The sequence below is a fragment of the Pseudomonas sp. R1-6 genome (assembly GCF_051132115.1).
GTDB lineage: Bacteria > Pseudomonadota > Gammaproteobacteria > Pseudomonadales > Pseudomonadaceae > Aquipseudomonas.
Genome location: NZ_CP071662.1, coordinates 4,613,767 through 4,639,575, shown reverse-complemented (window position 1 = coordinate 4,639,575; position 25,809 = coordinate 4,613,767). Strand labels below are relative to the sequence as shown.

General features: G+C 58.9%; 20 protein-coding genes. 8 read left to right on the top strand and 12 right to left on the bottom strand.

Translation table 11 applies throughout. The annotated features are described in order from the left end of the window. The first annotated feature begins 872 nt into the window (after window positions 1-872). Together J3P81_RS20975 and J3P81_RS20970 are read left to right on the top strand one after the other, a co-directional pair. The gene (locus J3P81_RS20975) at window positions 873-1,124 is read left to right on the top strand and encodes a hypothetical protein (protein WP_434560679.1); all 252 of its coding nucleotides are present in this window, start codon (window positions 873-875) and stop codon (window positions 1,122-1,124) included. A 191-nt stretch (window positions 1,125-1,315) separates the two neighbouring features. Beyond that, window positions 1,316-3,157, top strand: coding sequence for a glycosyltransferase (locus J3P81_RS20970; protein ID WP_434560677.1), 1,842 nt, complete (start codon window positions 1,316-1,318; stop codon window positions 3,155-3,157). Window positions 3,158-3,322: 165 nt separating this feature from the next. On the opposite strand, the gene J3P81_RS20965 is transcribed toward J3P81_RS20970, so the two are convergent. Beyond that, entirely contained in the window at window positions 3,323-3,682 is a 360-nt protein-coding gene (locus J3P81_RS20965; RefSeq protein WP_434560675.1) for a DUF6124 family protein, read from the bottom strand. Window positions 3,683-4,437: 755 nt separating this feature from the next. Here J3P81_RS20965 and J3P81_RS20960 point away from each other — a divergent pair. Beyond that, complete coding sequence (locus tag J3P81_RS20960; RefSeq protein WP_420765549.1) at window positions 4,438-4,689, top strand: hypothetical protein; 252 nt, start codon at window positions 4,438-4,440, stop codon at window positions 4,687-4,689. Between the two features lie 192 nt (window positions 4,690-4,881). On the opposite strand, the gene J3P81_RS20955 is transcribed toward J3P81_RS20960, so the two are convergent. The 10 genes from J3P81_RS20955 to J3P81_RS20910 all read right to left on the bottom strand — a co-directional run bounded on the left by J3P81_RS20955 (window position 4,882) and on the right by J3P81_RS20910 (window position 18,927). Continuing rightward, window positions 4,882-5,862 (bottom strand): peptide ABC transporter ATP-binding protein, encoded by a 981-nt coding sequence (locus J3P81_RS20955; RefSeq protein WP_030139820.1) that lies wholly within the window; start codon window positions 5,860-5,862, stop codon window positions 4,882-4,884. Further along, complete coding sequence (locus J3P81_RS20950) at window positions 5,862-6,830, bottom strand: ABC transporter ATP-binding protein (protein WP_420765548.1); 969 nt, start codon at window positions 6,828-6,830, stop codon at window positions 5,862-5,864. The genes J3P81_RS20955 and J3P81_RS20950 overlap by 1 nt, the downstream gene beginning before the upstream one ends. A gap of 10 nt (window positions 6,831-6,840) precedes the next feature. Continuing rightward, window positions 6,841-7,752 (bottom strand): ABC transporter permease subunit, encoded by a 912-nt coding sequence (locus J3P81_RS20945; protein WP_186706009.1) that lies wholly within the window; start codon window positions 7,750-7,752, stop codon window positions 6,841-6,843. 10 nt (window positions 7,753-7,762) lie between these two features. Continuing rightward, window positions 7,763-8,773 carry an ABC transporter permease subunit gene (locus J3P81_RS20940; RefSeq protein ID WP_063322947.1) on the bottom strand — a complete coding sequence of 337 codons (1,011 nt, stop codon included), beginning with the start codon at window positions 8,771-8,773 and terminating at the stop codon, window positions 7,763-7,765. Window positions 8,774-8,849: 76 nt separating this feature from the next. Further along, window positions 8,850-10,445 (bottom strand): ABC transporter substrate-binding protein, encoded by a 1,596-nt coding sequence (locus J3P81_RS20935; RefSeq protein ID WP_420765546.1) that lies wholly within the window; start codon window positions 10,443-10,445, stop codon window positions 8,850-8,852. A 75-nt stretch (window positions 10,446-10,520) separates the two neighbouring features. Then, on the bottom strand, window positions 10,521-11,957 hold the full coding sequence (locus J3P81_RS20930; protein ID WP_434560673.1) for an OprD family porin: 1,437 nt from the start codon (window positions 11,955-11,957) through the stop codon (window positions 10,521-10,523). Window positions 11,958-12,129: 172 nt separating this feature from the next. Next, window positions 12,130-13,731: an ABC transporter substrate-binding protein gene (locus J3P81_RS20925; RefSeq protein ID WP_434560671.1), complete on the bottom strand. Its 1,602-nt coding sequence runs from the start codon at window positions 13,729-13,731 to the stop codon at window positions 12,130-12,132. Window positions 13,732-14,030: 299 nt separating this feature from the next. Beyond that, window positions 14,031-15,656: an ABC transporter substrate-binding protein gene (locus tag J3P81_RS20920; protein ID WP_420765543.1), complete on the bottom strand. Its 1,626-nt coding sequence runs from the start codon at window positions 15,654-15,656 to the stop codon at window positions 14,031-14,033. Between the two features lie 255 nt (window positions 15,657-15,911). After that, window positions 15,912-17,513: an ABC transporter substrate-binding protein gene (locus tag J3P81_RS20915; protein ID WP_434560669.1), complete on the bottom strand. Its 1,602-nt coding sequence runs from the start codon at window positions 17,511-17,513 to the stop codon at window positions 15,912-15,914. Window positions 17,514-18,210: 697 nt separating this feature from the next. Continuing rightward, a complete protein-coding gene (locus J3P81_RS20910; protein ID WP_434560667.1) occupies window positions 18,211-18,927 on the bottom strand; it encodes an SIMPL domain-containing protein in 717 nt (238 codons plus the stop codon). Window positions 18,928-19,270: 343 nt separating this feature from the next. Between J3P81_RS20910 and J3P81_RS20905 the strand changes: the two genes are divergently transcribed. The 4 genes from J3P81_RS20905 to J3P81_RS20890 all read left to right on the top strand — a co-directional run bounded on the left by J3P81_RS20905 (window position 19,271) and on the right by J3P81_RS20890 (window position 23,906). Then, the gene (locus tag J3P81_RS20905; protein ID WP_420765538.1) at window positions 19,271-20,533 is read left to right on the top strand and encodes an ATP-binding protein; all 1,263 of its coding nucleotides are present in this window, start codon (window positions 19,271-19,273) and stop codon (window positions 20,531-20,533) included. Further along, window positions 20,526-21,086 (top strand): response regulator transcription factor, encoded by a 561-nt coding sequence (locus J3P81_RS20900; RefSeq protein WP_003177957.1) that lies wholly within the window; start codon window positions 20,526-20,528, stop codon window positions 21,084-21,086. Before J3P81_RS20905 ends, J3P81_RS20900 begins: the two co-directional genes overlap by 8 nt. 90 nt (window positions 21,087-21,176) lie before the next feature. Beyond that, on the top strand, window positions 21,177-22,904 hold the full coding sequence (locus tag J3P81_RS20895) for an ABC transporter ATP-binding protein/permease (RefSeq protein ID WP_434560665.1): 1,728 nt from the start codon (window positions 21,177-21,179) through the stop codon (window positions 22,902-22,904). 255 nt (window positions 22,905-23,159) lie between these two features. Then, window positions 23,160-23,906: a FadR/GntR family transcriptional regulator gene (locus J3P81_RS20890; protein ID WP_420765536.1), complete on the top strand. Its 747-nt coding sequence runs from the start codon at window positions 23,160-23,162 to the stop codon at window positions 23,904-23,906. A 215-nt stretch (window positions 23,907-24,121) separates the two neighbouring features. Here the strand turns inward: J3P81_RS20890 and J3P81_RS20885 are convergent, their stop codons facing one another. Next, a complete protein-coding gene (locus J3P81_RS20885) occupies window positions 24,122-24,463 on the bottom strand; it encodes a hypothetical protein (RefSeq protein ID WP_434560663.1) in 342 nt (113 codons plus the stop codon). 367 nt (window positions 24,464-24,830) lie between these two features. On the opposite strand from J3P81_RS20885, the gene kdgD reads away from it, so the two are divergent. Then, window positions 24,831-25,742: a 5-dehydro-4-deoxyglucarate dehydratase gene (gene kdgD / locus J3P81_RS20880; protein WP_186613371.1), complete on the top strand. Its 912-nt coding sequence runs from the start codon at window positions 24,831-24,833 to the stop codon at window positions 25,740-25,742. The last annotated feature ends 67 nt before the right edge of the window (window positions 25,743-25,809 follow it).

Here is a 25,809-nt window from a genome sequence, read left to right as displayed (position 1 = left end):
GGCAAGCCCGCTCCCACAATGGTCTTGTGTCAGATCCTCGATCTCCCGGTCATCCATAGCCCCTGTGGGAGCGAGCCTGCTCGCGAAAGCGGTGGGTCAGGCTGCCTGGATGTTGGATGTGCCGACCTCTTCGCGAGCAGGCTCGCTCCCACACTGGATCTTCAGTGGGCATAAAATTTGTGTCCGGCACTGTTTCCTCTGTGGGAGCAAAGCTTGCTCGCGATAGCGGTGGGTCAGCCTGCCTGGATGTTGGGTGTGCCGGCCTCTTCGCGGGCAAGCCCGCTCCCACAATGGTCTTGTGTCAGATCCTCGATCTCCCGGTCATCCATAGCCCCTGTGGGAGCGAGCCTGCTCGCGAAAGCGGTGGGTCAGGCTGCCTGGATGTTGGATGTGCCGACCTCTTCGCGAGCAGGCTCGCTCCCACACTGGATCTTCAGTGCTAAGAAAATTATGCTCTGCACAGAACCCTCTTTGGGAGCGGGCTTGCTCGCGAAAACGGTGGGTCAGCTTGCCTGGAAGTGGGATGTGCCGGCCTCTTCGCGAGCAGGCTCGCTCCCACACTGGATCTTCAGTGGGCATAAAATTTGTGTCCGGCACTGTTTCCTCTGTGGAAGCAAAGCTTGCTCGCGATAGCGGTGGGTCAGCTTGTCTGGATGTTGGATGTGCCGACCTCTTCGCGAGCAGGCTCGCTCCCACACTGGGTTTTGGGTGTTAGTTGGTTTTGAAATAAGGCTTATTCGAAACCATTCTGTCGTGCGGGGGCATTTCTGGCGGTTCGGTGGCGTCTTATCTGGTGAACCGGGCAGTTCAGAACTAGATTTTCTTGAGCGCCGTCGGGCCCCGGCTTTATCCGGAAAAAGAAGGAATTGGTCATGACTAAGCTGCTACGCATGATGTTTTTGCTCAAGGTGTTGGTGATGCTGTCCCTCGGTTCAACGGTTGCCTGGGCTGAGTGCGATGAGCATGAAAAACATGCATCAAGCGGATCGGTGGCGCAGGGTGAGTTGATGCTTGCCGCGACCGGTGCGGATGCAGGCGATCCGGACGATGGCGAGGATGATGATGGTTCGCCAATCGATACGCCGGATGATGATGAGGATCCGGAAGGCGATAGCCAGACGTAGATTTTTGACCTGAAGAAAACCCCTCCAGCCCCAACTGAGACTTAGTTGGGGCTGGAGGGGTTTTTTGTTTACTACTTGCTAATAACTTAGGCTGTCTACTGTCATCTTTGACAGTAGACAGCCCTATCCCGACGCGCATAGATTCGGCTCGACAAACGCTTCACATGTAATGTCAATACAGGGAGACGATCGTGGAGTCGTTATATTTTGCTGCCACACTTAACGTCTTAAGTGCGCTTATTCTTTGGGCCAGATATTCCTATGCCAAGCCGTCGGCATATTTGTGGAGTGGTCTCTGGATAACGAGTTTCATATCGAGTCTCATCTCAGTCGCCGTCGTTACAGGAGAGATGGAGGGGGCGTTGTTTTCTTTGCTAGGCGGAGTAGCTTTAGGGTTTCTAGTTCGTTTTTATATTCCAATTATCAGTCTGTTTGGTGTCGGGCTGCTGGTGGCTAGGTTTACTGTGCCTGCGGCTATCCTGATTTTTGTAAATCAAAAAATTCAGCAAGTGGAGTTGGGGATTTTACTTTGGGGTTGTATCTATGTTATTCAGCTTATTTGTCTGCTCATCGCGGTATATTATATGCTTTGCAGAGTGCTTGAAGACTTGCCGAGATTTACCATCAATTTTCCGAAGCGTGATGCTGCGCTGCAAAAAATAAGTATGGCCGATGGGCGGTGGAATCCGTTGATTTCCATACATGTTCCTTGTTATGCGGAACCTCCGGCTTTGGTTATTGCCACCCTAAGTGCAGTGGCGAACCTTGAGTATGATAATTTTGAGGTGTTGGTTGTTGACAATAACACAAAAGATCCTGAGCTTTGGAAGCCGGTTGAAAAATTCTGTACAAAACTAGGGCAACGATTTTGTTTTTTTCATGTCGATCCTCTCGCTGGTGCAAAGGCGGGCGCCATAAATTTTGCGCTACGTCACTCGAACGTCGACGCAGAAATTGTTTTGATTATCGATGCGGATTATATAGTGGACCCTGCGTTCATAAGGCGATATATCGCACTTTTTGAAGATGAAAAAACGGGGTTCGTGCAGACCAGTCATGACTATCGGGAGTGGCGGGGTAATCCGTTTTTATCTGGCGTTTATCATCACTATTTAATTGGCCATAAAACAGTACATCCTGCCTTGAACGAATACGGTGCCGGTTACCTGGTGGGTACGGTGTGTATGGTTAGGCGTCATTTGATTGAAGAACTCGGCGGGTGGGCAGAATGGGCGCTTACCGAGGATCTGGAGCTGGCCATGAGAATTATGGCTAAGGGATATACAGGGCATGTATTCAGCGACACATGGGGCAAAGGGCTTATACCAGAAACTCTGGACGGGATAAAAAAACAACAGTTTCGTTGGTGGGCGGGAGCCACCCAGGAGTTCAGGGTGAATTGGCGTCGATACCTTGGGCTGACTAACGAAAAAATGACGGTGGCTCAAAGAAGCTTGAGATTGTATACGACCTTTAAAGATTGTATCGGTGCGTGTGCATTTTTGGTGGATATATCTTTTTTTCTCATTTGCGTCTTTCTGGTGTCGAGTTCGCAGGTATTGCAAATACCCCATGGTTTCTTGGGTTTGATTGGGGCGGCAGTGGTTGTAAAATTTCTTGAAATATGGATCGGCGTCAGAGAACTGGGGAGCAACGAAGTGCGTGATTATTTCATGACATTGATGCTCAAAGGTGCCCTGAGATGGGTGGGTGTGAAGGCGTTCATTTTACCTTTATTTAAACTCCAGATTTCGTGGGTTAGAACGAATAAGTTCAAACAATCCGGAAATTTTCTGCGAGGGGTTAAGTCGTCTTCGGTCGAAATTTTGATAGGGCTCATTTATCTCCTGTGTGCTCTGTTTCTCGTGCCTTTTGCACATTTCGTAGAGTTTGACCTCGTGGCGTTGGTGTCCATCTGGTTTTTTATTCAAGGCGGATCGTTCTTCTGTACGCTAGTCATGGCAATCGTTAGTGAGAGCGCATTGGATCAGGAGCGACTGGAATTAGCCAAGGTGACTGATAGCGAGGTGTGAGGATCTAGCGCTTGGCGCTAAGTTGACGCGCGGCTTGTGGGGGCGAGCTTGCTCGCGATGGCGGCGTTTTTCAAGGTAGTGGTTCAGCTTGCATGGACGGGCTGCCGGCCTTGTAGTCGAGGCGCCTACAAATGCCGGCCAGCCCTTTTGATGTGCGGCGAGTTGCTAGCGTGGATCGGCGATATCCAGCGCCCGATTCGCCAGTAGCTCACTCACCTCTGTCACTTGCAGGATCCCCATCGCAACATGCCGGCGAGAACCCTCAAGATCGAACGCCAAGTCGCTGATCATGGCGTTGGCGGAGGCCAGGTTTTCGCTGAGGTTGGCGAGCAGGCTTTCAGTATCGATGCTCTCGACGACAGTGAAGAGCTGCGCTGCTGACGGGGCTTTCTTGGCTTTGGCCTGTTCCGGCTTCAAATAATAATCGAGCGCCCGCTCAGTGGCTTCGTGGAATTTTTCCGGGTCGAGGCTTGAGTAGGACGAGGTGGGGTCTGATTCTGGTGGGTTGGGTGTGGCTTTGAACATGATGACGCTCCTATGGGGAATGGGAGCCGCCAAGACCTATCGCTAAACAGGATGGTGGCGACTGCACGCAGGTTAGCGAACCGGACATAGGCACCCGGTAGACCCGAAGGTCTCCTACATACAGCCGCCATAACATTGTTGCGAGTTTGGACGCCGCAATGATGCATGGTTGCTTATGTGCCTAAGGTTCGGGTCGCTAAACCCGACCGCTGATTTTCAGCGACCCGGTAACCATAAGGTCCCGCCCCAAGGCGCACAAGCGGGCGGATTCTGGCTTAGTTGTAGGCAAAGGCGCAAGGCAACGTAGCCTCGGGACTAGGGCTCCGTGTTACTGGGTATTTGTCTGTAAGGCTCGATGCCTGCGGTTAAAGGGCCCAGGTTCTTAACACCAATCTCGGGCCAACCTGTGGTAGCAAAGCTTGCTCGCGACAGCGGTGGTCAGCCGGCATCTTTTCAGGATGTGCCGGCGTCATCGCGAGCAGGCTCGCTCCCACATTGGTTTTGTGCCCGCCCTTGATCTCCAAGCCACCCACACTGTTTTTGTGCAACTTCTCCATTCTTGATCACCCAAACCCAGGCAATGGGAAACGGCGATCAGCACCTTTTGTAATAAGGGTTATTCGAAACTTGTCTTTACGACGGCGGCATTTCTAGCTGTTTCGGGGCGTCCTATCTTGTGTGCTACTTTGTTCAAAATTAGCTTCCCTTAAGCGCCATCGGGCTCTGCTGTATCCGGATAAAGAAGGAATTGGGCTATGAATAAGCTGCTGCGCATGATGTTTTTGCTGAAAGTTTTGGTGGTGCTTTCCCTCGGCTCAACGGCTGCGTGGGCCGAGTGCGACGAGCATGAGAAACACGCCTCGAGCGGTTCGGTGGTGCAAGGCGAGATGATGCTGGCCGCGACCGATGCGGACGCAGGCGATCCGGACGATGGCGAGGATGATGATGGTTCGCCAATCGATACACCGGATAGCGATGAAGATGCAGAGGGCGATAGCCAGACGTAGATATCCGACATAAAAAACCTCCAGCCCTGGTCGGACTGGAGGTTTTTTTATTGCCCGTGGCGAGGGAGCTTGCTCCCGCTGGGGCGCGTAGCGGCCCTTTTTGGGACTGCTGCGCAGTCCAGCGGGAGCAAGCTCCCTCGCCACAAGTGCTTTTCTGCCTTAAGTGCTTTGCTGCCTTTTAGCCTTTTAGTCTCACGCCGCGCCGTCGAGGAACCGCTCGGCGTAGTGACACGCCACCAACCGGTTATCCAACGGCCGCAACGCCGGCTCTTCGGTCTTGCAGCGCTCGGTCGCGTACGGGCAGCGCTTGTGGAAGGCGCAGCCGGACGGCGGGTTCAACGGATTGGGCAGTTCGCCGACGATCTTGATCTTCGGCTTGTTCGGGTCCGGATGGATGGTCGGGGTGGCCGACAGCAGCGCCTGGGTGTATGGGTGCAGCGGGCGGCTGTAGATCGACTCGTTGGGGCCCATTTCCACTGGGCGGCCGAGGTACATTACCATCACGTCGTCAGCGACGTGCTGGACCACCGCCAGGTTGTGGGAAATGAACACGTAGGCGGTGTTGAATTCCTGTTGCAGGTCCATGAACAGGTTCAGCACCTGGGCCTGGATCGATACGTCCAGCGCCGAGGTCGGTTCGTCCGCCACCAGCACCTTGGGTTGCAGCATCATGGCGCGGGCCAGGGCGATGCGCTGGCGCTGGCCGCCGGAGAACATGTGCGGGTAGCGCTGGTAATGCTCGGGACGCAAGCCCACCTGCTTCATCATCGCCTGGACTTTCTCACGCCGCTCGGTGGCCGACAGGTTGGTGTTGATCAGCAACGGCTCGGCCAGTTGATCACCGATTTTCTGCCGCGGGTTGAGGGACGCATACGGGCTCTGAAACACCATCTGCACGTCTTTACGCAGTTGCTTGCGTTCGGCCTTGTTGGCGCCGGCCACTTCCTGACCGGCGATTTTCAAGGAGCCCGCGGACGGCTCTTCGATCAGCGTCAGGGCCCGGGCGAGGGTGGATTTGCCGCAACCGGATTCGCCCACCACGGCCAGGGTCTTGCCGGCCTCCAGTTCGAACGACACCCCGTTGAGGGCGCGCACAGTCGCATGGCCCTTGAACATGCCACGGGACACTTCGTAATGACGGGTCAGGTCACGGGCGGTAAGTACGACGGCCATCACGCCACCTCCTGGTTCAACGGGTAGAAGCAGCGGGCGAGGCTGTTGGTTTTCGGATCGAGGGCAGGGCGCTCCTGGCGACAGTTGTCGCGCACATACGGGCAGCGCGGCGACAGCAGGCAGCCTTGCGGACGGTCATAGCGACCGGGAACGATACCCGGCAAGGTCGCCAGGCGCTCGGCGCCCATGCTGTGTTCTGGAATCGCCGCCAGCAGCGCTTCGCTGTATGGGTGGGCGGGAATGTCGAACAACTGAGGCACCTTGCCCACTTCCACGGCCTGGCCGGCGTACATCACGCACACGCGCTGGGCGGTTTCAGCCACGACGGCGAGGTCGTGGGTGATCAGCACCAGGCCCATGTTCTGCTCTTTTTGCAGGGCCAGCAGCAGGTCCATGATCTGCGCCTGGATGGTCACGTCCAGGGCGGTGGTCGGTTCATCGGCAATCAACAACTTCGGCTCGCCGGCAATCGCCATGGCAATCGCCACGCGCTGGCTCATGCCGCCGGACAGTTGGTGCGGGTACGCGTCCATGCGGCTCGCGGCGCCGGGAATTTCGACTTTTTCCAGCAGTTCGATGGCGCGCTTGCGGGCGGCTTTGCCGGACATCTTCAGGTGCAGGCGCAGCACTTCTTCGATCTGGAAACCGACGGTGTAGCTGGGATTGAGCGCGGTCATCGGGTCCTGGAACACCATCGCCAGGTCCTTGCCGACGATCTGCCGACGCTGGCGGTTGCTCAGCTTGAGCATGTTCTTGCCGTCGAAGTTCAGCGCGTCGGCGGTGACGATGCCGGGGTGCTCGATCAGGCCCATCAGCGCCATCATGGTCACGGATTTACCCGAGCCCGATTCGCCGACGATCGCCAGGACTTCGCCTTTGTCCACGCTCAGGTCCAGGCCGTCAACCACCGGCACGGCGGTGGCGTCGCCGAAGCGGACGTTGAGATTCTTGATTTCTAGCAGTGACATGGGAATCTCCTCAGGCGGCATTTTTGAGTTTAGGGTCCAGCGCATCGCGCAGCCCGTCGCCCATCAGGTTGATTGCCAGCACGCTGAGCAAAATGGTCAAGCCAGGCAGGCTCACGACCCACCAGGCGCGTTCGATGTAGTCGCGGGCCGAGGCCAGCATGGTGCCCCATTCAGGGGTTGGCGGCTGCACGCCGAGGCCGAGGAAGCCCAGGGCGGCGGCGTCGAGGATCGCCGAGGAAAAGCTCAGCGTCGCCTGGACGATCAGCGGTGCCATGCAGTTGGGCAGCACGGTGATGAACATCAGGCGCGGCAGGCCGGCACCGGCCAGGCGGGCGGCGGTCACGTAGTCGCGGTTCAGTTCGCCCATCACGGCGGCGCGGGTCAGGCGCACGTAGGATGGCAGCGAGACGATGGCGATGGCGATCACGGTGTTGATCAGGCCTGGGCCGAGGATGGCGACGATCGCCACGGCCAGCAGCAAGGACGGCAGGGCGAGCATGATGTCCATCAGACGCATGATGGTCGGGCCGAGGATGCGCGGGAAGAACCCGGCGAACAGCCCCAGCAGGATGCCCGGGATCAACGACATCACCACCGACGACAAGCCGATCAGCAGCGACAGGCGCGAGCCCTGAATCAGGCGCGACAGCAGGTCGCGGCCCAGTTCGTCGGTGCCCAGCAGGAATTGCATCTGCCCACCTTCCAGCCAGGCCGGTGGCGTCAGCAGGAAGTCACGGTATTGCTCGCTCGGGTCATGAGGCGCGACCCACGGAGCGAAGATCGCGCAGAACACGATCAGGATCATGAACATCAGCCCGGCGACGGCGCCCTTGTTGCGGGAAAACGCTTGCCAGAATTCTTTGTAAGGGGACGGGTACAGCAGGCTTTGATCGACTGCTACCGCGGTAGTTGGAGTACTCATGGTCTTGATCTCAGCGCTGGTGACGGATACGTGGGTTGGCAAAGCCGTAGAGGATGTCCACGACGAAGTTGACCAGAATCACCAGGCAGGCGATTAACAGGATGCCGTTCTGCACCACGGGATAGTCCCGGGCGCCGATGGCTTCGATCAACCACTTGCCGATGCCCGGCCAGGAGAAGATCGTTTCGGTCAGGACCGCACCGGCCAGCAGCGTGCCGACTTGCAGGCCGACCACGGTCAGCACCGGGATCAGCGCGTTGCGCAGGCCATGCACGAACACCACGCGCGACGGCGACAGGCCCTTGGCCTTGGCGGTGCGGATGTAGTCTTCGCGCAGCACTTCGAGCATCGAAGAGCGGGTCATGCGGGCGATCACCGCCAGCGGAATGGTGCCCAGCACGATCGCCGGCAGGATCAGGTGATGCAGCGCATCGAGGAACGCGCCTGGCTCGTCGGCCAGCAGCGTGTCGATCAGCATGAAGCCGGTTTTCGGCTCGATGTCGTAGAGCAGGTCGATCCGCCCCGACACCGGCGTCCAGCCAAGGGACACCGAGAAGAACATGATCAGGATCAGGCCCCACCAGAAGATCGGCATCGAGTATCCCGCGAGGGAGACGCCCATCACCCCATGGTCGAACAGGGATCCTCGCTTGAGTGCCGCGATCACCCCAGCCAGCAGGCCCAGGATACCGGCGAACAACAGGGCGGCCATGGACAGTTCCAGGGTCGCGGGGAACAGGGAGCTGAACTCGGTCCATACGCTTTCACGGGTACGCAGCGATTCGCCGAGATCGCCCTGGGCCAGTTTGCCGATGTAGTCCAGGTATTGGGCATACAGCGGTTTGTTGAGGCCAAGGCGTTCCATTGCCTGTGCATGCATTTCGGGATCGACCCGACGTTCGCCCATCATCACTTCCACGGGGTCGCCGGGGATCATGCGAATCAACGCGAAGGTCAGCAAGGTGATGCCGAAGAACGTGGGGATCAATAATCCCAGTCGGCGGGCAATAAAACTAAACATCTTCAGGTGTACCTCATCAGCCGGTTAGGCGTGCCCTTCGAGGCTTGGGGTCAAGCGTCGAAGGGCGTTTTCTTATCTACTTCACCTGGGTGGTGGCGAAGTTGTTGGTGGTGAGCGGGCTAATCACGTAGCCCTCTACGTTCTTGCGCATTGCCGTGAACATGCGGGTGTGGGCCATGCTGATCCATGGCTGGTCCTGGTTGAAGATCACCTGGGCCTGTTCATAGAGCCTGGCGCGCTCCTCGGGGTTCACTGTGGCGCGTGCCTGGTCGAGCAGCGCCTGGAATTTCTCGTTGCACCAGCGCGCGTAGTTTTCGCCGTTCTTGGCGGCTTCGCAACTGAGCATAGGCGTCAGGAAGTTATCCGGGTCGCCGTTGTCGCCCGCCCATCCGGCGGACACCATGTCGTGCTCGCCGTTTTTCGCGCGCTTGAGCATTTCGCCCCACTCCATCACGCGGATGTCGACCTTGATCCCGACTTTCGCCAGGTCGGCCTGCATCATTTGCGCGCCGAGCATCGGGTTGGGGTTGGTCGGGCCGCCGCCGTTGCGGGTGAACAAGGTAAACACGGTGCCTTCCGGCACGCCGGCTTCCTTGAGCAACTGGCGGGCCTTGTCGAGGTCGCGGGTCGGGTTCTTCAGTTCGTGATTGAAGCCCAGCAGTGTCGGCGGGTACGGGTTAACCGCCACGGTGGCGTTGCCCTTGCCGAACAGGGCGTTGACGTAGGCTTCCTTGTCGAAGGCCAGGTCGATGGCCTTGCGTACACGCACGTCGCTCATGTACTTCTTGCTGGTGTTCAGCGCGGTGTAGGAAACGGTCATCGCGTCCAGCTCGGTGACCTTCAGGTTCGGGTCTTTCTTGATGCTGGGGATGTCATCGGGTTTTGGGTACAGCGCGATCTGACATTCGTTGGTCTTGAGTTTCTGCATGCGCACGTTGTTGTCGGTGGCGATGGCCAATACCAGCGCATCGGCCGGTGGCTTGCCACGGAAGTAGTCCGGGTTGGCCTTGAAGCGAACCTGGGCATCCTTGCTGTAGCGCTGGAACACGAATGGGCCGGTGCCGATCGGCTTGCTGTTGAGGTCGCCGGCCTTGTTGGCCTTGAGCAACTGGTCGGCGTATTCAGCCGGGTAGATCGAAGAGAACGCCATGGCGATGTCGGCCAGGAACGGCGCTTCGCGGCGGGTCAAGGTGAACTTGACCGTGTGCTCGTCGACTTTCTCGACGTTTTTCAGCAGCTCCTTGAAGCCCATGCTTTCAAAGTACGGGAAGCCCACGCTCGACAGTTTATGCCACGGATGATTCGGGTCCAGCTGGCGCTGAAAGCTCCAGACCACGTCGTCGGCGTTCATGTCGCGGGTCGGCTTGAAGTAATCGGTGGTGTGGAACTTGACGCCCTTGCGCAGGTGGAAGGTGTACGTCAGGCCATCGTCGCTGATGTCCCAGGATTCGGCCAAAGCCGGAATCACTTCGGTGGTGCCGGGCTTGAAATCAGCCAGGCGATTGAAAATGGTTTCCGCCACGGCATCGGCGGTGACTGCAGTCGTGTACTGGACCATGTCGAAGCCTTCCGGACTGGCTTCTGTGCAAACCACAAGGGGTTTGGCCGTGGCGCCAACGGCGACACTCAGCAGCGCGGCGGCGATGGCGGCGCGTAGGGGGTTCATGTTCATCGTCAATCCTCTGCAATCGGGTAATTGGCAAAAGACCGGGCGGGCGACCTTTTGAGTCGACCGCCCGGTGGCAGTTTAGAGAATGTTGAACGGGATGGTGGTGACCAGACGGAATTCGTTGATGCTGCCGTCGGCCTGGTTCTCGCTGGCGCGGTGAGCGGTGTAGGTCGCACGAATCGCGGTGGCCTTCAACGGACCGCTCTGCACGGCGTAGGAAGCACCGATGCCGTACTCGTAGTGATGTTCACCGTCCATGGCCTGGACGCCGTCGTAACCCTTGCCAACTACGCCTTTGTTACCGGTGTAGTGAGTGCCATCGATACCCCAGCCGCGGGCTTGGTAGACGTTGAACTTCAGGCCCGGCACGCCGTACTCGGCCATGTTCAAGCCATAGGCGATCTGGAAGGATTTCTCGTTCGGGCCGTTGAAGTCCGACAGCAGAGAGTTGGCCAGGTAGATGCCGTTGGTTTCGTGCAGGTAGTCGAAGTACTCGTCGCCATTGATTTCCTGGTACGAGAAGGTCACGGTATGAGCCTGGTGAGTCAGGCCGAACGACAGCGAGTAGGTATCGTTGTCGATATCGCCCAGCAGGGCAGAACCCGAATCGACGGTCTTGTAGTAGTTCAGGCCAGTGGTCAGGCTCAGTACCGAGCTGTCGCCAAGCACGTGGCTGGCGCCGAAGTAGTACTGGTTCCACAGGTCTTCGGCCTGGGTACCCCACAGGCTGGTGGTCAGGCTGGCGAGCGGCTGGTAAGTGATACCGGCGGTATTTACATGGTCGGCTTCAGCCGAGGAGTTACCGTATTCGGAGCGGAACTTGCGCTGGCTCTGTTCGGTACGAGGCGAGTTGCGATCGAAGGTGCCGATATCGAAAGACAGGTTCTCCAGCTCTTCGCTGTGCAGGCTCACACCTTCGAAGCTCGAAGGCAGGGCACGGTTGCCGATCACATCGACCATCGGGCTGCTGAAATTCTGGCGACCTGCAGTCAGGGTAGTGTTCGAAACACGGGCCTTGACGTTGGCCAGGCCCAGCTTGCTCCACTGGTCGACAGCATCGCCGCCACTCTCAGTCAGGGTACGGTTGTTTCCGCGGCCGCCTCGTCCTGGCTCTGGAGCGCCACCATTGGCCGATGCCAGATTCTTGCGGTCGCGCTCCAGCGCGATAGCGTTGTAGGCAGCCACTTCGGTACTGAAGCCAACAGTGCCCTCGGTGAAGCCCGAGTTGTACTTGATGATGGTGCCTTGCATCCAGTTGATGCGGCGATCAGTTGGAGCCAGGGCGCCGTTCTTCTGATACGAGAATTTTGCGCCACGCTTGAGTTGTTCGTTGGAGTACCAGTTACGGGTACTGCCCTCAAGCTTTTGCCCTTCAATAAAGCCCTTGGCTTCGGATTGAGCGCTGCTGGTCTTGACCGTCACCGGCGTAACAGCCTGGCTCTGGGACTCTGCATAGGCCGTCGCGGTGATGCTGCTGATGGCCAAGGCCAGTATCGCGGTGCTGCTCAGTTTCATCGGTAACGCTCCTTTTTCTTTCTTTTTTATGCCGTTCTTTTTTGGTGATACGGCTATTTGGTTTACAGCTCATTTGCAGCGTGCAAACGTTTGCCTGGCGCCGGATCGGCGAATTACGGCAAGACGTCTGCGTGAGGGCTTCCAGAGAAGCCCTCGCTGTGCGGCGATACGGTTATGGGTTCAGGCTGACGCCCGAGAAGACGTTGCGACCGAAGGGGCTGACTTTGAACCCTTCGACTTTGGCGCTCAGCGGCTGGTTGACCGTCGAGTGGGCAACAGGGGTGATCGGCACTTGCTGCTTGAGCAACTGCTGGGCCTGTTTGTAGAGCACGGTGCGCTTTTCGCGGTCGGTGACGATCTTGGCCTGCTTGATCAGCTTGTCGTAATCCTGGTCACACCACATGGAGTAGTTGTTGCCACCAATGGCGTCACAGCTGTACAGCGTGCCCAGCCAGTTGTCCGGGTCACCGTTGTCGCCGGTCCAGCCGATCAGGCTGATGTCGTGCTCGCCGTTCTTGGTGCGCTTGATGTACTCGCCCCATTCATAGCTGACGATCTTCACTTTCAGGCCGATCTTCGCCCAGTCGGCCTGGAGCATCTCGGCCATCAGCTTGGCGTTGGGGTTGTACGGGCGTTGCACGGGCATGGCCCAGAGGGTGATTTCGGTGCCTTCCTTGACTCCGGCGGCCTTGAGCAGCTCTTTGGCTTTTTCCGGGTTGTAAGGCGTGTCCTTGATGGTCTCGTCGTAGGACCATTGGGTCGGTGGCATGGCGTTCTGCGCCAGTTGCCCCGCGCCCTGGTACACCGCGTTGAGAATCCCTTGCTTGTTCACCGCCATGTCCAGCGCACGGCGCACTTCGACCTGGTCGAAGGGTTTGTGGCGAGTGTTATAAGCGATGTAGCCGAGGTTGAAGCCGGGCTTCTCGATCAACTGCAGCTTGGGATCGTTCTTCAAGGCGGGCACGTCGGCCGGGCGCGGATGCAGGGTGACCTGGCATTCGTTGGCCTTGAGTTTCTGCACCCGCACCGACGCATCGGTGTTGATGGAGAAGATCAGGTTTTTCAGCTTCACCCGCTCCGGTGCCCAGTACTTGTCGTTGGCGACGTAGCGAATGTTGGAGTCTTTCTGGTAGCTCTTGAACTCGAACGGCCCGGTGCCGATCGGCTTTTGGTTGATATCGCTCGGCTTGCCGCCCTTGAGCAACTGGTCGGCGTATTCAGCCGACAGGATCGAGGCGAAGCTCATAGCGATGTTCTGGATGAACGCTGCGTCGACGCTGTTCAGCGTCATGACTACCGTCAGCGGCCCGGTCTTTTCTACCTTGGCGATGTTCTTGTTCAGGCTCATGCCGTTGAAGTACGGGAACTCAGTGGGGTAGGCCTTGCGGAACGGATGCTGCGGGTCAAGCATGCGGTTGAAGGTGAACAGCACGTCGTCGGCGTTGAAATCCCGGGTCGGCTTGAAGTAATCGGTGGTATGAAACTTCACCCCTTCGCGCAGGTGGAAGGTGTACTTCAAGCCGTCTTCGGAAATGTCCCAGCTTGTTGCCAGGCCCGGGACGACATTGGTCGCGCCTTTTTCAAACTCGGCCAGGCGGTTGTACAGCGGCTCGGCGGCGTCGTTATCAGTGGCGGTGGTGTATTGCGCGGTGTCGAAACCGGCGGGGCTGCCTTCGGAACAGAACACCAGGCTGCCGCCGGCGGCCTGGGCTGCGGATGTGGCGGCCAGCAGGCCGGTGCCCAGCAATGCGGATAAAACCAAGGTATGGCGCATGACGCTCCCTCTCTCGTTCGGGGTGTTTGTCAGCGAACCGGCGTCCTTCTTCGGGGACAGGTCCGGGGCACTGGGCTCATTCCATTGCGTAAAACAGCGATGCCACAGCATTAGCAAACCGGTAGCCCGACGGTATGAGTCGTGGGCGAGGCGGTAAATGCGTAACGCCTGAAAGACATGTGGGAAAAGGCGATGCCCTCTCGGCTACCGCTGTGTGCGGTGCTTCCAAAGGCAGGCGGTTTCCTTGGGTCTTGGCGGATAGCACAACGGCGACGTTGAAGCGCCGCCGTTGCCTATCGTTATTTGCTGACGCTGACGCCGTAGAAGGAGTTCAAGCCAAATGGGCTGATCTTGAAGTCCTGCACGTTGGCGCGCATGGGTTGATACACCGTCGAGTGAGCGATAGGTGTCATCGGCACAGCATCCTTGAGGACGTGTTGTGCCTGTTTGTAGAGGTCGGTGCGCTTGGCCTGGTCGGTGGTGCGCTTGGCTTCTTTCACGAGGCCGTCGAACTTCTTGTCACACCATTTGGAAAAGTTGTTGCCTTGCAGCGAGTCGCAGCCGAACAGCACGTTTAGCCAGTTGTCCGGGTCACCGTTGTCGCCGCTCCAGCCAATGATCATGGCCTGGTTTTCGCCACCTTTGGAACGCTTGATGTATTCGCCCCATTCGTAGCTGGTGATCTTGACCTTCAGACCGATCTTGGACCAGTCATTCTGCAGCATTTCCGCCATCAGTTTGGCGTTCGGGTTGTACGGACGCTGAACCGGCATGGCCCACAGAACGATCTCTGTGCCTTCCTTGACGCCGGCTTCCTTGAGCAGCGCCTTGGCTTTCTCTGGGTCGTATTTGGCATCTTTGATGGTGGTGTCGTAGGACCACTGGGTCGGTGGCATGGCGTTGACCGCCAGCTGGCCCGCTCCTTGGTACACAGAGTCGATGATCTGTTGCTTGTTCACAGCCATGTCCAAGGCTTGACGAACTCGCAGGTCAGCCAGTGGGTTGGGCTTGTCGTCGCCTTTGACTTTGTCCATCACGTTGTAAGCTACATAACCCAGGTTGAAACCCGCCTGGTCAGGCATCTTCAGCGCTTTGTCGTCCTTCAGGGCCTGGAGGTCGGCCGGGCGTGGGAAGAGAGTGATCTGGCACTCGTTCTTCTTCAACTTCTGGATACGCACCGACGGGTCGGTGGTGATGGCGAAGATCAGGTTGTCGATCTTCACGTCTTCAGGCTTCCAGTATTCCTTGTTGCCTGTGTAGCGGATGTTGGAATCTTTCTGGTAGCTCTTGAACACGAACGGGCCGGTGCCGACCGGCTTCTGGTTGATGTCCGGGGCCTTGCCTTCCTTGAGCAGTTGAGCGCCATATTCGGCGGACTGGATCGAGGCGAAGCTCATGGCCATGTTCTGGATGAACGCGGCGTCGACATCTTTGAGGGTGAACTTGACGGTGTGGTCGTCGACTTTATCGATCTTGGTGATGTTGGTGTCCATCCCCATGTCGGTGAAGTACGGGAATTCGGTTGGGTACGCCTTACGGAACGGGTCGTCCTTGTTGATCATCCGATTGAACGTGAACAGCACGTCGTCGGCATTGAATTCACGGGTCGGCTTGAAATACGGGGTGGTGTGGAACTTGACGCCTTCACGCAGGTGGAACGTATAGGTGAGGCCGTCTTCGGAGATGTCCCACTTGGTGGCCAGGCCAGGAATCACGGCGGTGCCGCCGCGCTCAAACTGGGTCAGGCGGTTGAACATGGTTTCTGCAGAGGCATCGAAGTCGGTTCCGGTGGTGTACTGACCGGGGTCGAAACCGGCCGGGCTGCCTTCGGAGCAGAACACCAGGTTAGTCGCGGCGGAAGCGAAAGGAGCGCTGGCTAACAAGCCTGCACCGACTAAAAACGGAATGACCGCGTGTTTAAGCATGTTGGCCTCATGATTTGTTGTCATTTTTGGATTTGAGGGCGACCTCGTGAGTCGTCCTGCGGATACTTATGCAGGCCCCATACCCAATGCAAGATCTAGAGCGGTTTCAACTCTGAAACAGTGGCACGAACGTACCTTAATGTCGCATCTTTGTAACTTTTGACGCATTTGATCGTTTGCGCAGGTTTTTTTGGGGCAAAAGGCGCCCGCTGGCGGTGCAGCGCAGGGCTGCGATGCACCGCCATGGAGCGGGTTTTACTTGTTCAAACCCACGCCATAGAAGGGTGTAAGGCCAAACGGGCTGAGTTTGAAATCCACCACTTCCTTGCGTATCGGCTGGAACACCGTTGAGTTGGCAATGGGTGTGATGGGCACCTGCTGCTTGAGGATTTTCTGCGCCTGCTGGTACAGCTCGATCCGTTTTTGCCGGTCGGTCGCGACCTTGGCCTGCTGGATCAACCGGTCATAGGCCGGGTCGCACCACTTGGCGTAGTTGCTGCCCTTGACCGCCGCGCAGCTATAAAGCACGCCGAGCCAGTTGTCCGGATCACCGTTGTCGCCGGTCCAGCCATAGATCATTGCGTCATGCTCGCCGTTCTTGGCGCGCTTGATGTATTCGCCCCATTCGTAGCTGACGATGTTGGCCTTGATACCAATCTTGGCCCAATCCTGCTGGATCATTTGCGCCGACATCCGCGCGTTGGGGTTGGAGGCGCGCTGCACCGTCATCGCCCATAAATCAATGGTTGTACCGGGCGCAACCCCGGCTTCCTTGAGGAGCGCCTTGGCCTTGGTCACGTCATGGGGCGCGTCCTGGATCGCAGGGTCGAACGACCATTGGGCCGGTGGCAAGGCGTTTTGCGCCAGTTGCCCGGCGCTCTGGTACACCGCTTTGATGATCGCTGGCTTGTCGATGGCCATGTCCAGCGCCTGACGGACCTTGAGCTGGTCCAGAGGCGGGTGCGTCACGTTGTAGGCCAGGAAGCCCAGGTTGAAGCCGGGCTGCTTGAGCACCTGCAGGTTCGGGTCTTGCTCCATCACTTCGATATCGGCCGGGCGCGGATAACCGCTGACCTGGCATTCGCCACGCTTGAGCTTTTGCAGGCGCACGGCGGCGTCCGGGGTGATGGAAAAAATCAGGTTGTCGAGCTTCACGTCCTCGGGTTTCCAGTACGCGGTGTTGGCGACGTAGCGGATCTGCGAATCCTTCTGGTAGCGCTTGAACACGAACGGCCCGGTGCCGACGGGTTTCTGGTTGAGGTCGCCGGCTTTGCCTTCTTTCAACAATTGCGCGGCGTATTCGGCCGATTGCACCGAGGCAAAACTCATCGCCAAATTTTGCACGAACGCGGCGTCGACGTTATTGAGGTTGAAGCGGACGGTGTGCTCGTCGACCTTCTCGACGCTCTTGATCGTGGTGTTCAGGCCCATGTCGGTGAAGTACGGCGATTCGGTGGGGTAGGCCTGGCGGAACGGGTGTTGTGAGTCGAGCAGACGCTGGAAGGTGAACAACACGTCGTCGGCGTTGAAGTCGCGGCTCGGGGTGAAGAACTCGGTGGTATGAAATTTCACACCCTCGCGCAGGTGGAAGGTGTAGGCCAGGCCATCGGCGGATACGTCCCAGCTTGACGCCAACCCGGGCTCGACCTCGGTGCCGCCGCGCTTGAACTGGGTGAGGCGGTTGAACACGGTTTCGGCCGAGGCATCGAAGTCGGTGCCGCTGGTGTATTGGCTGGGGTCGAACCCGGCGGGGCTGGCTTCGGAGCAGTAGACCAGGGTGGTGGCGGCTTGGGCCAATGGGGCGCTGCTGATCAGGGCCAGCGCGAGCAGGAGGGGCTTGAAGGTGGTTCTGTCCATGAAATCCCTTGGGGGCGGTGAGGTTTTCAGGAGAGTAGCGTTGCGGGTGGGGGTGGTGGAAATATCGAAAAGTGAGGGGGACCGTGGGGTTTGGGTATAGCGTTTCTCCCGGGTCGTACACCTGTCAGGTCTGTGGGAGCAAAGCTGAACTGGTAGTCGACCTGGCTCTCCCGGTCATACCCAATCCATTTGTGGGAGCGAGCCTGCTCGCGAAGGCGGCCTTGTAGCCTGCCTATCTTTTCACGGATGTACCCGATCAGTTGTGGGTGGGTTTGTTCGCGAAGGTACCCTGAAGGCCCAGGTGTGAAGGCTGTACATTTCATGCCTGAGAAAAACATTTTGACTTTTCAAGGAGGCCTAATCTTTCGCTGTCCACGTTCCATAAAACGTGGACAGTTCTCCCGTGCTGCTTTTGGAAATGTCAAAACTATTGTGCGACTCCGTTCCGAGAAGACCCCAGCAGAGGTCGAAGCAATATGCCTATGTCCCGCCGACCACCAAACCTGTGGCGAGGGAGCTTGCTCCCGCTGGGCTGCGAAGCGGCCCTAACAGCAGCGACTCCATCCATCTGATCCACCGAGGTGTCAGGTTTGGGGCCGCTGCGCAGCCCAGCGGGAGCAAGCTCCCTAGCCACGGAGTTTTTGTCGCTCGGCTTCGGTGGTTCAGTCAGTAAAATTAACTGAACCACCGCCGATCATCACTGCATCAACACCTCAACAACCCCATCCGCCGTCATCGTCACTTTGCTGGTGCCTGCTTCCACTTCCGGCGTGACCGACTCGGCATCCATGGACGCCGCTTTCATCATCATCTGCGGGCGCATGTACGGTTGTGGATAACCGTTGGTGTTGAAGTTCAGGTTGACGATTTTGTAACCCTTGCCGCCCAAGGCTTCGGTGGCGAGTTGGGCGCGGGCCTTGAAGGCGTTGACGGCGTCCTTGAGCAGGGCGTCTTCGCTGGTCTGGCGGGTGGCGGTGGCGATGGCGAAGTCCATGCCGGCCATTTTCATGTCGGTGAGCAATTCACCGGTGAGTTTGGACAGGGCGGCGAAGTCGGCGCTTTCCAGGCGCAGCTCGGCGCGTTCGCGCCAGCCGGTGATCTTCTGGCCCTTGTTATCGTAGACCGGGTAGCTGTTGCGGCTGCCTTGGCGCAAGTTGATGTCCTTGACCTGCTTGGCCTGGCCAATGGCTTTGTTCAGTGTGGTGCTGACGGTGGCCGCGAGTTTGGCCGGGTCGGTGTTCTGTTCCTCGGTGTAGAGGGTGACGATCATCAGGTCGCGGGCCACTTCCTGGCTGGCTTCGGCGCGCAGGGAAATCTGGTTGTAATGAAGCTCATCGGCGGCCAAGGCCGGCAGGCTGGCGACGGTGCCGAGGCTGAGGGCGAGCAGGGCGGCGGGGCGACTGAACGTGTGCATGAAAGCTCCTTGGGATGATGCGCAGGGGTAGGTTCCGGGCCTGCGTGAACGATAAGACTCTAGCGTTTATGGTGCGGTTCGCACAGTTACAACTTCTATACAGATTGCGGCCCAGTGGCTTTTCGTGGCGAGGGAGCTTGCTCCCGCTCGGCTGCGCAGCAGTCGTAATCTTTTGGGCCTGCTGCGCCCGAAGCGTCGGACCGGTCCAGCGGGAGCAAGCTCCCTCGCCACAGGGGGCTATGTAGCGTCCAAAGCTGTGGCGCTTTGCCGCATATCCGCCGCTGCAAGCCCTGCCTTGGTTATACTCCGTGCGATCCGCCTGGAGCGCTCATCAGGAGAGCTCATGCTCGCCCCTTTGCAAATGACTTCCGCTTCGCGCCAGAACCTATGGCGCCTGACGTTTATCCGCATTCTGGTCCTCGCAGCCCAGGCCGGCTCGGTGGGGCTTGCCTATTGGTTCGACCTGCTGCCGCTACCTTGGCTGCAACTGGCAATCACGCTGGTCTTTTCCAGCGTACTTTGCGCGTTGACTGCGATTCGCCTGCGCACCTCATGGCCAGTGACCGAACTTGAATATGCTGTGCAACTGGCCTGCGACCTGTTTATCCACAGCGCGCTGCTGTATTTCTCCGGCGGCTCCACCAATCCTTTCGTCTCTTATTACCTGGTGCCGCTGACCATCGCCGCCGTGACACTGCCGTGGCGTTTTTCGCTGATCCTGTCCGGCATCGCCCTGGCGCTGTACACCTTGTTGCTGGCGCGCTTCTATCCGCTGGAAACCTTCCCCATCGCCCGGGAAAACCTGCAGATCTACGGCATGTGGCTGAGCTTCGCCCTGGCGGCTGCGGTCATCACCTTTTTTGCCGCGCGCATGGCCGAAGAATTGCGTCGCCAGGAAGAGTTGCGGGCGATCCGTCGTGAAGAAGGCCTGCGGGACGAGCAACTGCTGGCCGTGGCGACCCAGGCCGCCGGCGCTGCCCATGAACTGGGCACGCCGCTGGCGACCATGAGCGTGCTGCTCAAGGAAATGCGCCAGGACCATAAAGACCCGGCGTTGCAAGAAGACCTCAGTGTGCTGCAAGACCAGGTCAAGCTCTGCAAGGAAACCCTGCAATACCTGGTGCGCGCCGCCGAGGCCAACCGCCGGCTGGACATCGACATGCAGGCGGTCACGTTCTGGCTCGACGATGCCCTGAACCGTTGGCACCTGATGCGCCCCGAAGCCAGTTATCGCTTCCAGTGCCTGGGCAAGGGCACGGTGCCGCGCATGGCGCCGCCGCCGGACTTGACCCAGGCCTTGCTGAACCTGCTGAACAATGCCGCCGACGCCTGCCCGGAAAACTTGGAAGTGGTGCTGGACTGGGACGCCTATGAACTGACGATCTGTATTCGCGATCACGGCGCCGGTGTGCCGCTGGCGATTGCCGAGCAGATCGGCAAACCGTTTTTCACCACCAAGGGCAAGGGTTTCGGCCTGGGCCTGTTTTTGAGCAAGGCCAGCGTGACACGCGCCGGCGGCTCGGTGAAACTCTACCCCCATGAGGAAGGCGGTACGCTCACCGAGCTGCGCCTGCCCCATGCCGACCGAGGAGACGAATATGAGTGACGAGATCCAAGTCGACGGCGAAGAACTGCCGCACCTGCTGCTGGTGGATGACGACGCCACCTTTACCCGCGTCATGGCCCGGGCCATGTCCCGTCGCGGTTTTCGGGTCAGCACCGCCGGTTCCGCCGAAGAGGGCCTGACCATCGCCCAGGCCGACCTGCCGGACTACGCCGCCCTCGACCTGAAAATGGACGGCGACTCCGGCCTGGTGCTGCTGCCCAAGCTGCTGGAGCTGGACCCGGAGATGCGCGTGGTGATCCTCACCGGTTATTCGAGCATTGCCACCGCGGTCGAGGCCATCAAGCGCGGCGCGTGCAACTACCTGTGCAAACCGGCGGATGCCGACGATGTGCTGGCGGCGCTGCTGTCCGAGCACGCCGACCTCGATACCCTGGTGCCGGAAAACCCCATGTCGGTGGATCGCCTGCAATGGGAACACATCCAGCGGGTGCTGACTGAGCACGAAGGCAATATTTCCGCCACGGCTCGTGCCTTGGGCATGCACCGGCGGACCTTGCAGCGCAAATTGCAGAAGCGTCCGGTGCGTCGCTGAACCTGCGCTGAACGAATGCTGTCCCTCTCGCGACAGATCGGGCCGTTGCTCTATCATCGGCCCGAGTTATTCCTTTATTGAGCCTTAACCATGAATCAGAACGCTGAATATTCCGCGGTCAATGACGCGGTGCGCGGCCATTTTTTGCGCCGTGTCTGGCAGATGACCACGCCATACTGGCGCAGTGAGGAGAAGGGCAAGGCCTGGACGCTATTGATCGCCGTGATCGCGCTGTCGTTGTTCAGCGTGGCGATTTCGGTGTGGGTCAACAGTTGGTACAGGGATTTCTACAACGCCCTGCAAGAAAAGGACACCGTGGCATTCTGGCGGTTGATCCTGTACTTCTGCGGCATCGCGGCGGTAGCGATCCTGGGGGCGGTGTACCGCTTGTACCTCACGCAAATGCTCACCATCCGCTGGCGGGCCTGGCTCACCGAGCAGCATTTCGCCCGCTGGCTCAACAACAAGAACTACTACCGGCTGGAGCAGGGTGGCTACACGGACAACCCCGACCAGCGGATCTCCGAAGACCTCAACAGTTTTACCAGCAACACGCTGGAGCTGGGCCTGGGGCTGCTTCGCACGGTGGTCAGCCTGGTGTCGTTCTCGATTATCCTGTGGGGCGTGTCTGGCAGCATCGAGGTGTTCGGCTACACCATCCCTGGCTATATGTTCTGGTGCGCGTTGGTCTATGCGGCGGTGGGCAGTTGGCTGACGCACCTGATCGGCCGTCGCCTGATCGGTCTGAACAACAACCAGCAGCGCTTCGAAGCCGACCTGCGTTTCTCCATGGTGCGGGTGCGCGAGAACGCCGAGAGCATCGCGCTCTATGGCGGCGAGCCTAATGAGAATCATCGCTTGAGTGGTCGTTTCGGCCTGGTCTGGCACAACTTCTGGGACATCATGCGGGTGTCCAAGCGCCTGACATTCTTTACGTCCGGCTACGGCCAGATCGCAATCATTTTCCCATTCATCGTCGCCGCGCCGCGTTATTTCGCGGGCAAGATCCAACTGGGCGAACTCATGCAGATCAACTCGGCGTTCGGTAATGTGCAGGAGAATTTCAGTTGGTTCATTACCGCCTACGCCAACCTCGCCGCGTGGCGCGCCACCTGCGACCGTCTGCTGAGTTTCCGCCAGGCGATGAGCGACAACGAAGAGCGCGTGCCGGCCATTGATGTACAGAGCCAGGGCAACGAGCTGAAGGTCCACGATCTCGGGCTGGACCTGAACGATGGTCGGCATCTGCTGACCCATGGCGAACTGAGCGTGGAGCCGGGCGAGCGGGTGATGCTCAGTGGTCGCTCCGGCAGCGGCAAGTCAACGTTGCTGCGGGCGATGGGGCATCTGTGGCCTGCGGGGCATGGCAGCATTCTCCTGCCCTCGGCGCGTTATCTGTTCCTGCCGCAAAAGCCCTACTTGCCGATTGGCAGCCTGCGGGAAGTGCTGAGTTACCCACAGGCCGGCGATGTCTACCCCAACGAACGTTATGCACAGGTGCTCGAAACCTGTCGCCTGCCGCACCTGGTGGCGCGGTTGGATGAAAGCAACCACTGGCAGCGCATGCTCTCGCCCGGCGAGCAACAACGCCTGGCCTTTGCCCGGGCGTTGCTTTACGCGCCACTGTGGTTGTACATGGACGAAGCGACTTCGGCGATGGATGAAGAAGACGAGGCGACGTTGTACCAGGCGCTGATCGACCAGTTGCCAGGCCTGAGCATTGTCAGTGTCGGGCACCGAAGCAGCTTGAAACGTTTCCATCCGCGACATGTGCGTATCGAAAATGGCCAACTGGTGGAGCAGGCCGTGACCGCTTGATCGTCATTGTCGAACGCTGTTGTGGCGAGGGGATTTATCCCCGCTGGGCGCGAAGCGCCCCTTTCAAATCAACGGTCTCGATATTGAGTCTGCCAATAGACCAAGGGGCTGCTACGCAGCCCAGCGGGGATAAATCCCCTCGCCACAGCGATGCATGGCAGTAACCTTTGAAAAGGCCCACCAGTGAGCACGGTGATCGTACAACCACGTTGCGCTATGATGCATACTTAGCCGCCTGTCAGATAGAGACACACCATGGAAAACCCGATCAACGTCCCACGCCTTCCCCGCAAGCGCCGCAGCCTGGCGCAGGAGCTGGTGACGGTGCTGACCGAGCAGATTCGCGACGGCCTGCTCAAGCGTGGCGATAAGTTGCCCACCGAGTCGGCGATCATGGAGGCCCATGGCGTCAGCCGCACGGTGGTGCGCGAGGCAATTTCCCGTTTGCAGGCGGCCGGCCAGGTTGAAACCCGCCATGGCATCGGCACCTTCGTGCTGGACACGCCCAGCCCGAGCGGCTTTCGCATCGACCCGGCGACGGTGGTCACGCTGCGCGATGTGCTGGCGATCCTGGAGTTGCGCATCAGCCTGGAAGTGGAATCCGCCGGGCTCGCGGCGCAGCGCCGCAGCGATGAGCAACTGTCGGCGATGCGGGCGGCGCTCGATGCCTTGAACGAAAGCGCGGCCCACGCCAGCGACGCGGTGGCCTCGGACTTCGCCTTCCACCTGGAAATCGCCCTGTCCACCGGCAACCGCTACTTCACCGACATCATGACCCACTTGGGCACCAGCATCATCCCGCGCACCCGGCTGAACTCGGCGCGCCTGGCCCATGACGACCAACAGCACTACATGGATCGACTGAGTCGCGAGCACGAGGAAATCTACGAGGCCATCGCTCGCCAGGATTCCGATGCGGCCCGTGCGGCCATGCGCTTGCATTTGACTAACAGTCGTGAGCGGCTGCGCCAGGCCCATGAAGAGGCGCAGGCGCAGGGCTGAAAGTCGCTCACTGCTCGGGCGCCGAGGATGCTGTTGTGGCGAGGGAGCTTGCTCCCGCTGGGCTGCGAAGCGGCCCCCTCAGCTCTTTGAGCGATCCGTCCTTCTACAGGTTGGCGACTGCTTCGCAGTCGAACGGGAGCAAGCTCCCTCGCCACAGGGTAGTGGTGTCCAGCTTTACGTCTGTGCACCGTTCGATAAAGAGTAGATGCGCAGTCCTACGCCTTGATCCGCAACATTAGCGGGTCGGATTTGTCATCCCCGCCGCTCTCATAGGTCACTTCGTAACGAAGCTCAACCGATTCGCCTTCGAAAGCTTCCAAGTCGGCGCGAGTTAGATCCACTTTCACATTCGTGCATGGGGTACCTTCCTCGCCATCGGTCAAAGGTGTAAACGCTCCTACAGGACGCGTTAGAGTCAGAGTCAGCGTGGCGTTCGAGTACTTGTGGAAATCTGCATCCGGAATTTTCACGGTTAACATCTCTGTCTTTGACAGGTTGATCGTCACTGCGTCTTTGTCTGGAAATTCCTCGAGCGTGGGCTTTGCATACGTCCTCATGATGTCACTCCTGTGAGGCAGCCCTGATCGTCACGTACGGGCGACTCACTTACAGTTTATGAAAAGGATCACGGCCGAGCTTTGCACGGCCATGCCTGGGTTATGCCCCCATGCCGCAACGGCGCCTACTGGCAGAGTTGACAGTGGCGACAAGCGGTTCCGGTTCTCAGTCCACAAGTTTCACTCGTCTCCCATCACACCCAAAGCCCCGTTCTACAAGGCTTCCCGCCAAACACCCGTTGCCCGCTTCCCGACAAAAGACGAAATACAGTTGACGCCCACATTTTAAGTTGTACGATGACCTACAACTTCACATGAAGCTGAACCATTTCCACAACACAACATTTGCGTCCAGGGTGTTCGAATAATGAATCCACAAGAACTGAAGTCCATCCTCTCGTCGGGCCTGCTGTCGTTCCCGGTTACCGATTTCACTGCCAATGGCGATTTCAATCGCGACAGCTACATCAAGCGCCTCGAGTGGCTGGCCCCGTACGGCGCCTCTGCATTGTTCGCGGCGGGCGGCACCGGTGAATTCTTCTCCCTGGCCGCCAGTGAGTATTCGCAAGTCATCAAGACTGCCGTCGATACCTGCGCCACCAGCGTGCCAATCCTCGCCGGCGTCGGCGGTGCCACCCGCCAGGCTATCGAATACGCTCAGGAAGCTGAGCGCCTGGGCGCCAAGGGTCTGTTGCTGCTGCCGCACTACCTGACCGAAGCCAGCCAGGACGGCGTTGCCGCCCACGTTGAAGCCGTGTGCAAATCGGTGAAGATCGGCGTGGTGGTGTACAACCGCAACGTCTGCCGCCTGAACGCGACCCAGCTGGAACAACTGGCCGAGCGCTGCCCGAACCTGATCGGCTACAAGGACGGCCTGGGCGACATCGAACTGATGGTGTCGATCCGTCGTCGCCTCGGCGACCGTTTCAGCTACCTGGGCGGCCTGCCGACCGCTGAAGTCTACGCCGCGGCCTACAAGGCCCTGGGCGTGCCGGTCTACTCCTCGGCGGTGTTCAACTTCATCCCGAAAACCGCGATGGACTTCTACCACGCCATTGCCCGCGAAGATCACGAGACTGTCGGCAAGATCATCGACGACTTCTTCCTGCCATACCTGGACATCCGCAACCGCAAGGCGGGTTACGCGGTGAGCATCGTCAAGGCCGGCGCGAAGATCGTTGGTTATGACGCGGGCCCAGTGCGCACGCCGCTGACCGACCTGCTGCCAGAAGAGTACGAAGCCCTGGCCGCGCTGATCGACAAGCAAGGCAAGCAGTAACAGACCCGACAAGGCCGCTGAGCAATCAGCGGCTTTTTGCGTAAGGCTTGATCGTTTCCACGTGCGC

Excerpts from the sequence above, each read along its gene's own strand:
- J3P81_RS20900 (WP_003177957.1), top strand. The coding sequence starts at position 20,526 with ATGAGTGACGAGATCCAAGTCGACGGCGAAGAACTGCCGCACCTGCTG.
- J3P81_RS20895 (WP_434560665.1), top strand. The coding sequence starts at position 21,177 with ATGAATCAGAACGCTGAATATTCCGCGGTCAATGACGCGGTGCGCGGC.
- J3P81_RS20965 (WP_434560675.1), bottom strand. The coding sequence starts at position 3,682 with ATGTTCAAAGCCACACCCAACCCACCAGAATCAGACCCCACCTCGTCC.
- J3P81_RS20925 (WP_434560671.1), bottom strand. The coding sequence starts at position 13,731 with ATGCGCCATACCTTGGTTTTATCCGCATTGCTGGGCACCGGCCTGCTG.
- J3P81_RS20960 (WP_420765549.1), top strand. The coding sequence starts at position 4,438 with ATGAATAAGCTGCTGCGCATGATGTTTTTGCTGAAAGTTTTGGTGGTG.
- J3P81_RS20915 (WP_434560669.1), bottom strand. The coding sequence starts at position 17,513 with ATGGACAGAACCACCTTCAAGCCCCTCCTGCTCGCGCTGGCCCTGATC.
- J3P81_RS20935 (WP_420765546.1), bottom strand. The coding sequence starts at position 10,445 with ATGAACATGAACCCCCTACGCGCCGCCATCGCCGCCGCGCTGCTGAGT.
- kdgD (WP_186613371.1), top strand. The coding sequence starts at position 24,831 with ATGAATCCACAAGAACTGAAGTCCATCCTCTCGTCGGGCCTGCTGTCG.
- J3P81_RS20890 (WP_420765536.1), top strand. The coding sequence starts at position 23,160 with ATGGAAAACCCGATCAACGTCCCACGCCTTCCCCGCAAGCGCCGCAGC.
- J3P81_RS20885 (WP_434560663.1), bottom strand. The coding sequence starts at position 24,463 with ATGAGGACGTATGCAAAGCCCACGCTCGAGGAATTTCCAGACAAAGAC.
- J3P81_RS20955 (WP_030139820.1), bottom strand. The coding sequence starts at position 5,862 with ATGGCCGTCGTACTTACCGCCCGTGACCTGACCCGTCATTACGAAGTG.
- J3P81_RS20930 (WP_434560673.1), bottom strand. The coding sequence starts at position 11,957 with ATGAAACTGAGCAGCACCGCGATACTGGCCTTGGCCATCAGCAGCATC.
- J3P81_RS20920 (WP_420765543.1), bottom strand. The coding sequence starts at position 15,656 with ATGCTTAAACACGCGGTCATTCCGTTTTTAGTCGGTGCAGGCTTGTTA.
- J3P81_RS20940 (WP_063322947.1), bottom strand. The coding sequence starts at position 8,773 with ATGTTTAGTTTTATTGCCCGCCGACTGGGATTATTGATCCCCACGTTC.
- J3P81_RS20975 (WP_434560679.1), top strand. The coding sequence starts at position 873 with ATGACTAAGCTGCTACGCATGATGTTTTTGCTCAAGGTGTTGGTGATG.
- J3P81_RS20905 (WP_420765538.1), top strand. The coding sequence starts at position 19,271 with ATGCTCGCCCCTTTGCAAATGACTTCCGCTTCGCGCCAGAACCTATGG.
- J3P81_RS20945 (WP_186706009.1), bottom strand. The coding sequence starts at position 7,752 with ATGAGTACTCCAACTACCGCGGTAGCAGTCGATCAAAGCCTGCTGTAC.
- J3P81_RS20910 (WP_434560667.1), bottom strand. The coding sequence starts at position 18,927 with ATGCACACGTTCAGTCGCCCCGCCGCCCTGCTCGCCCTCAGCCTCGGC.
- J3P81_RS20950 (WP_420765548.1), bottom strand. The coding sequence starts at position 6,830 with ATGTCACTGCTAGAAATCAAGAATCTCAACGTCCGCTTCGGCGACGCC.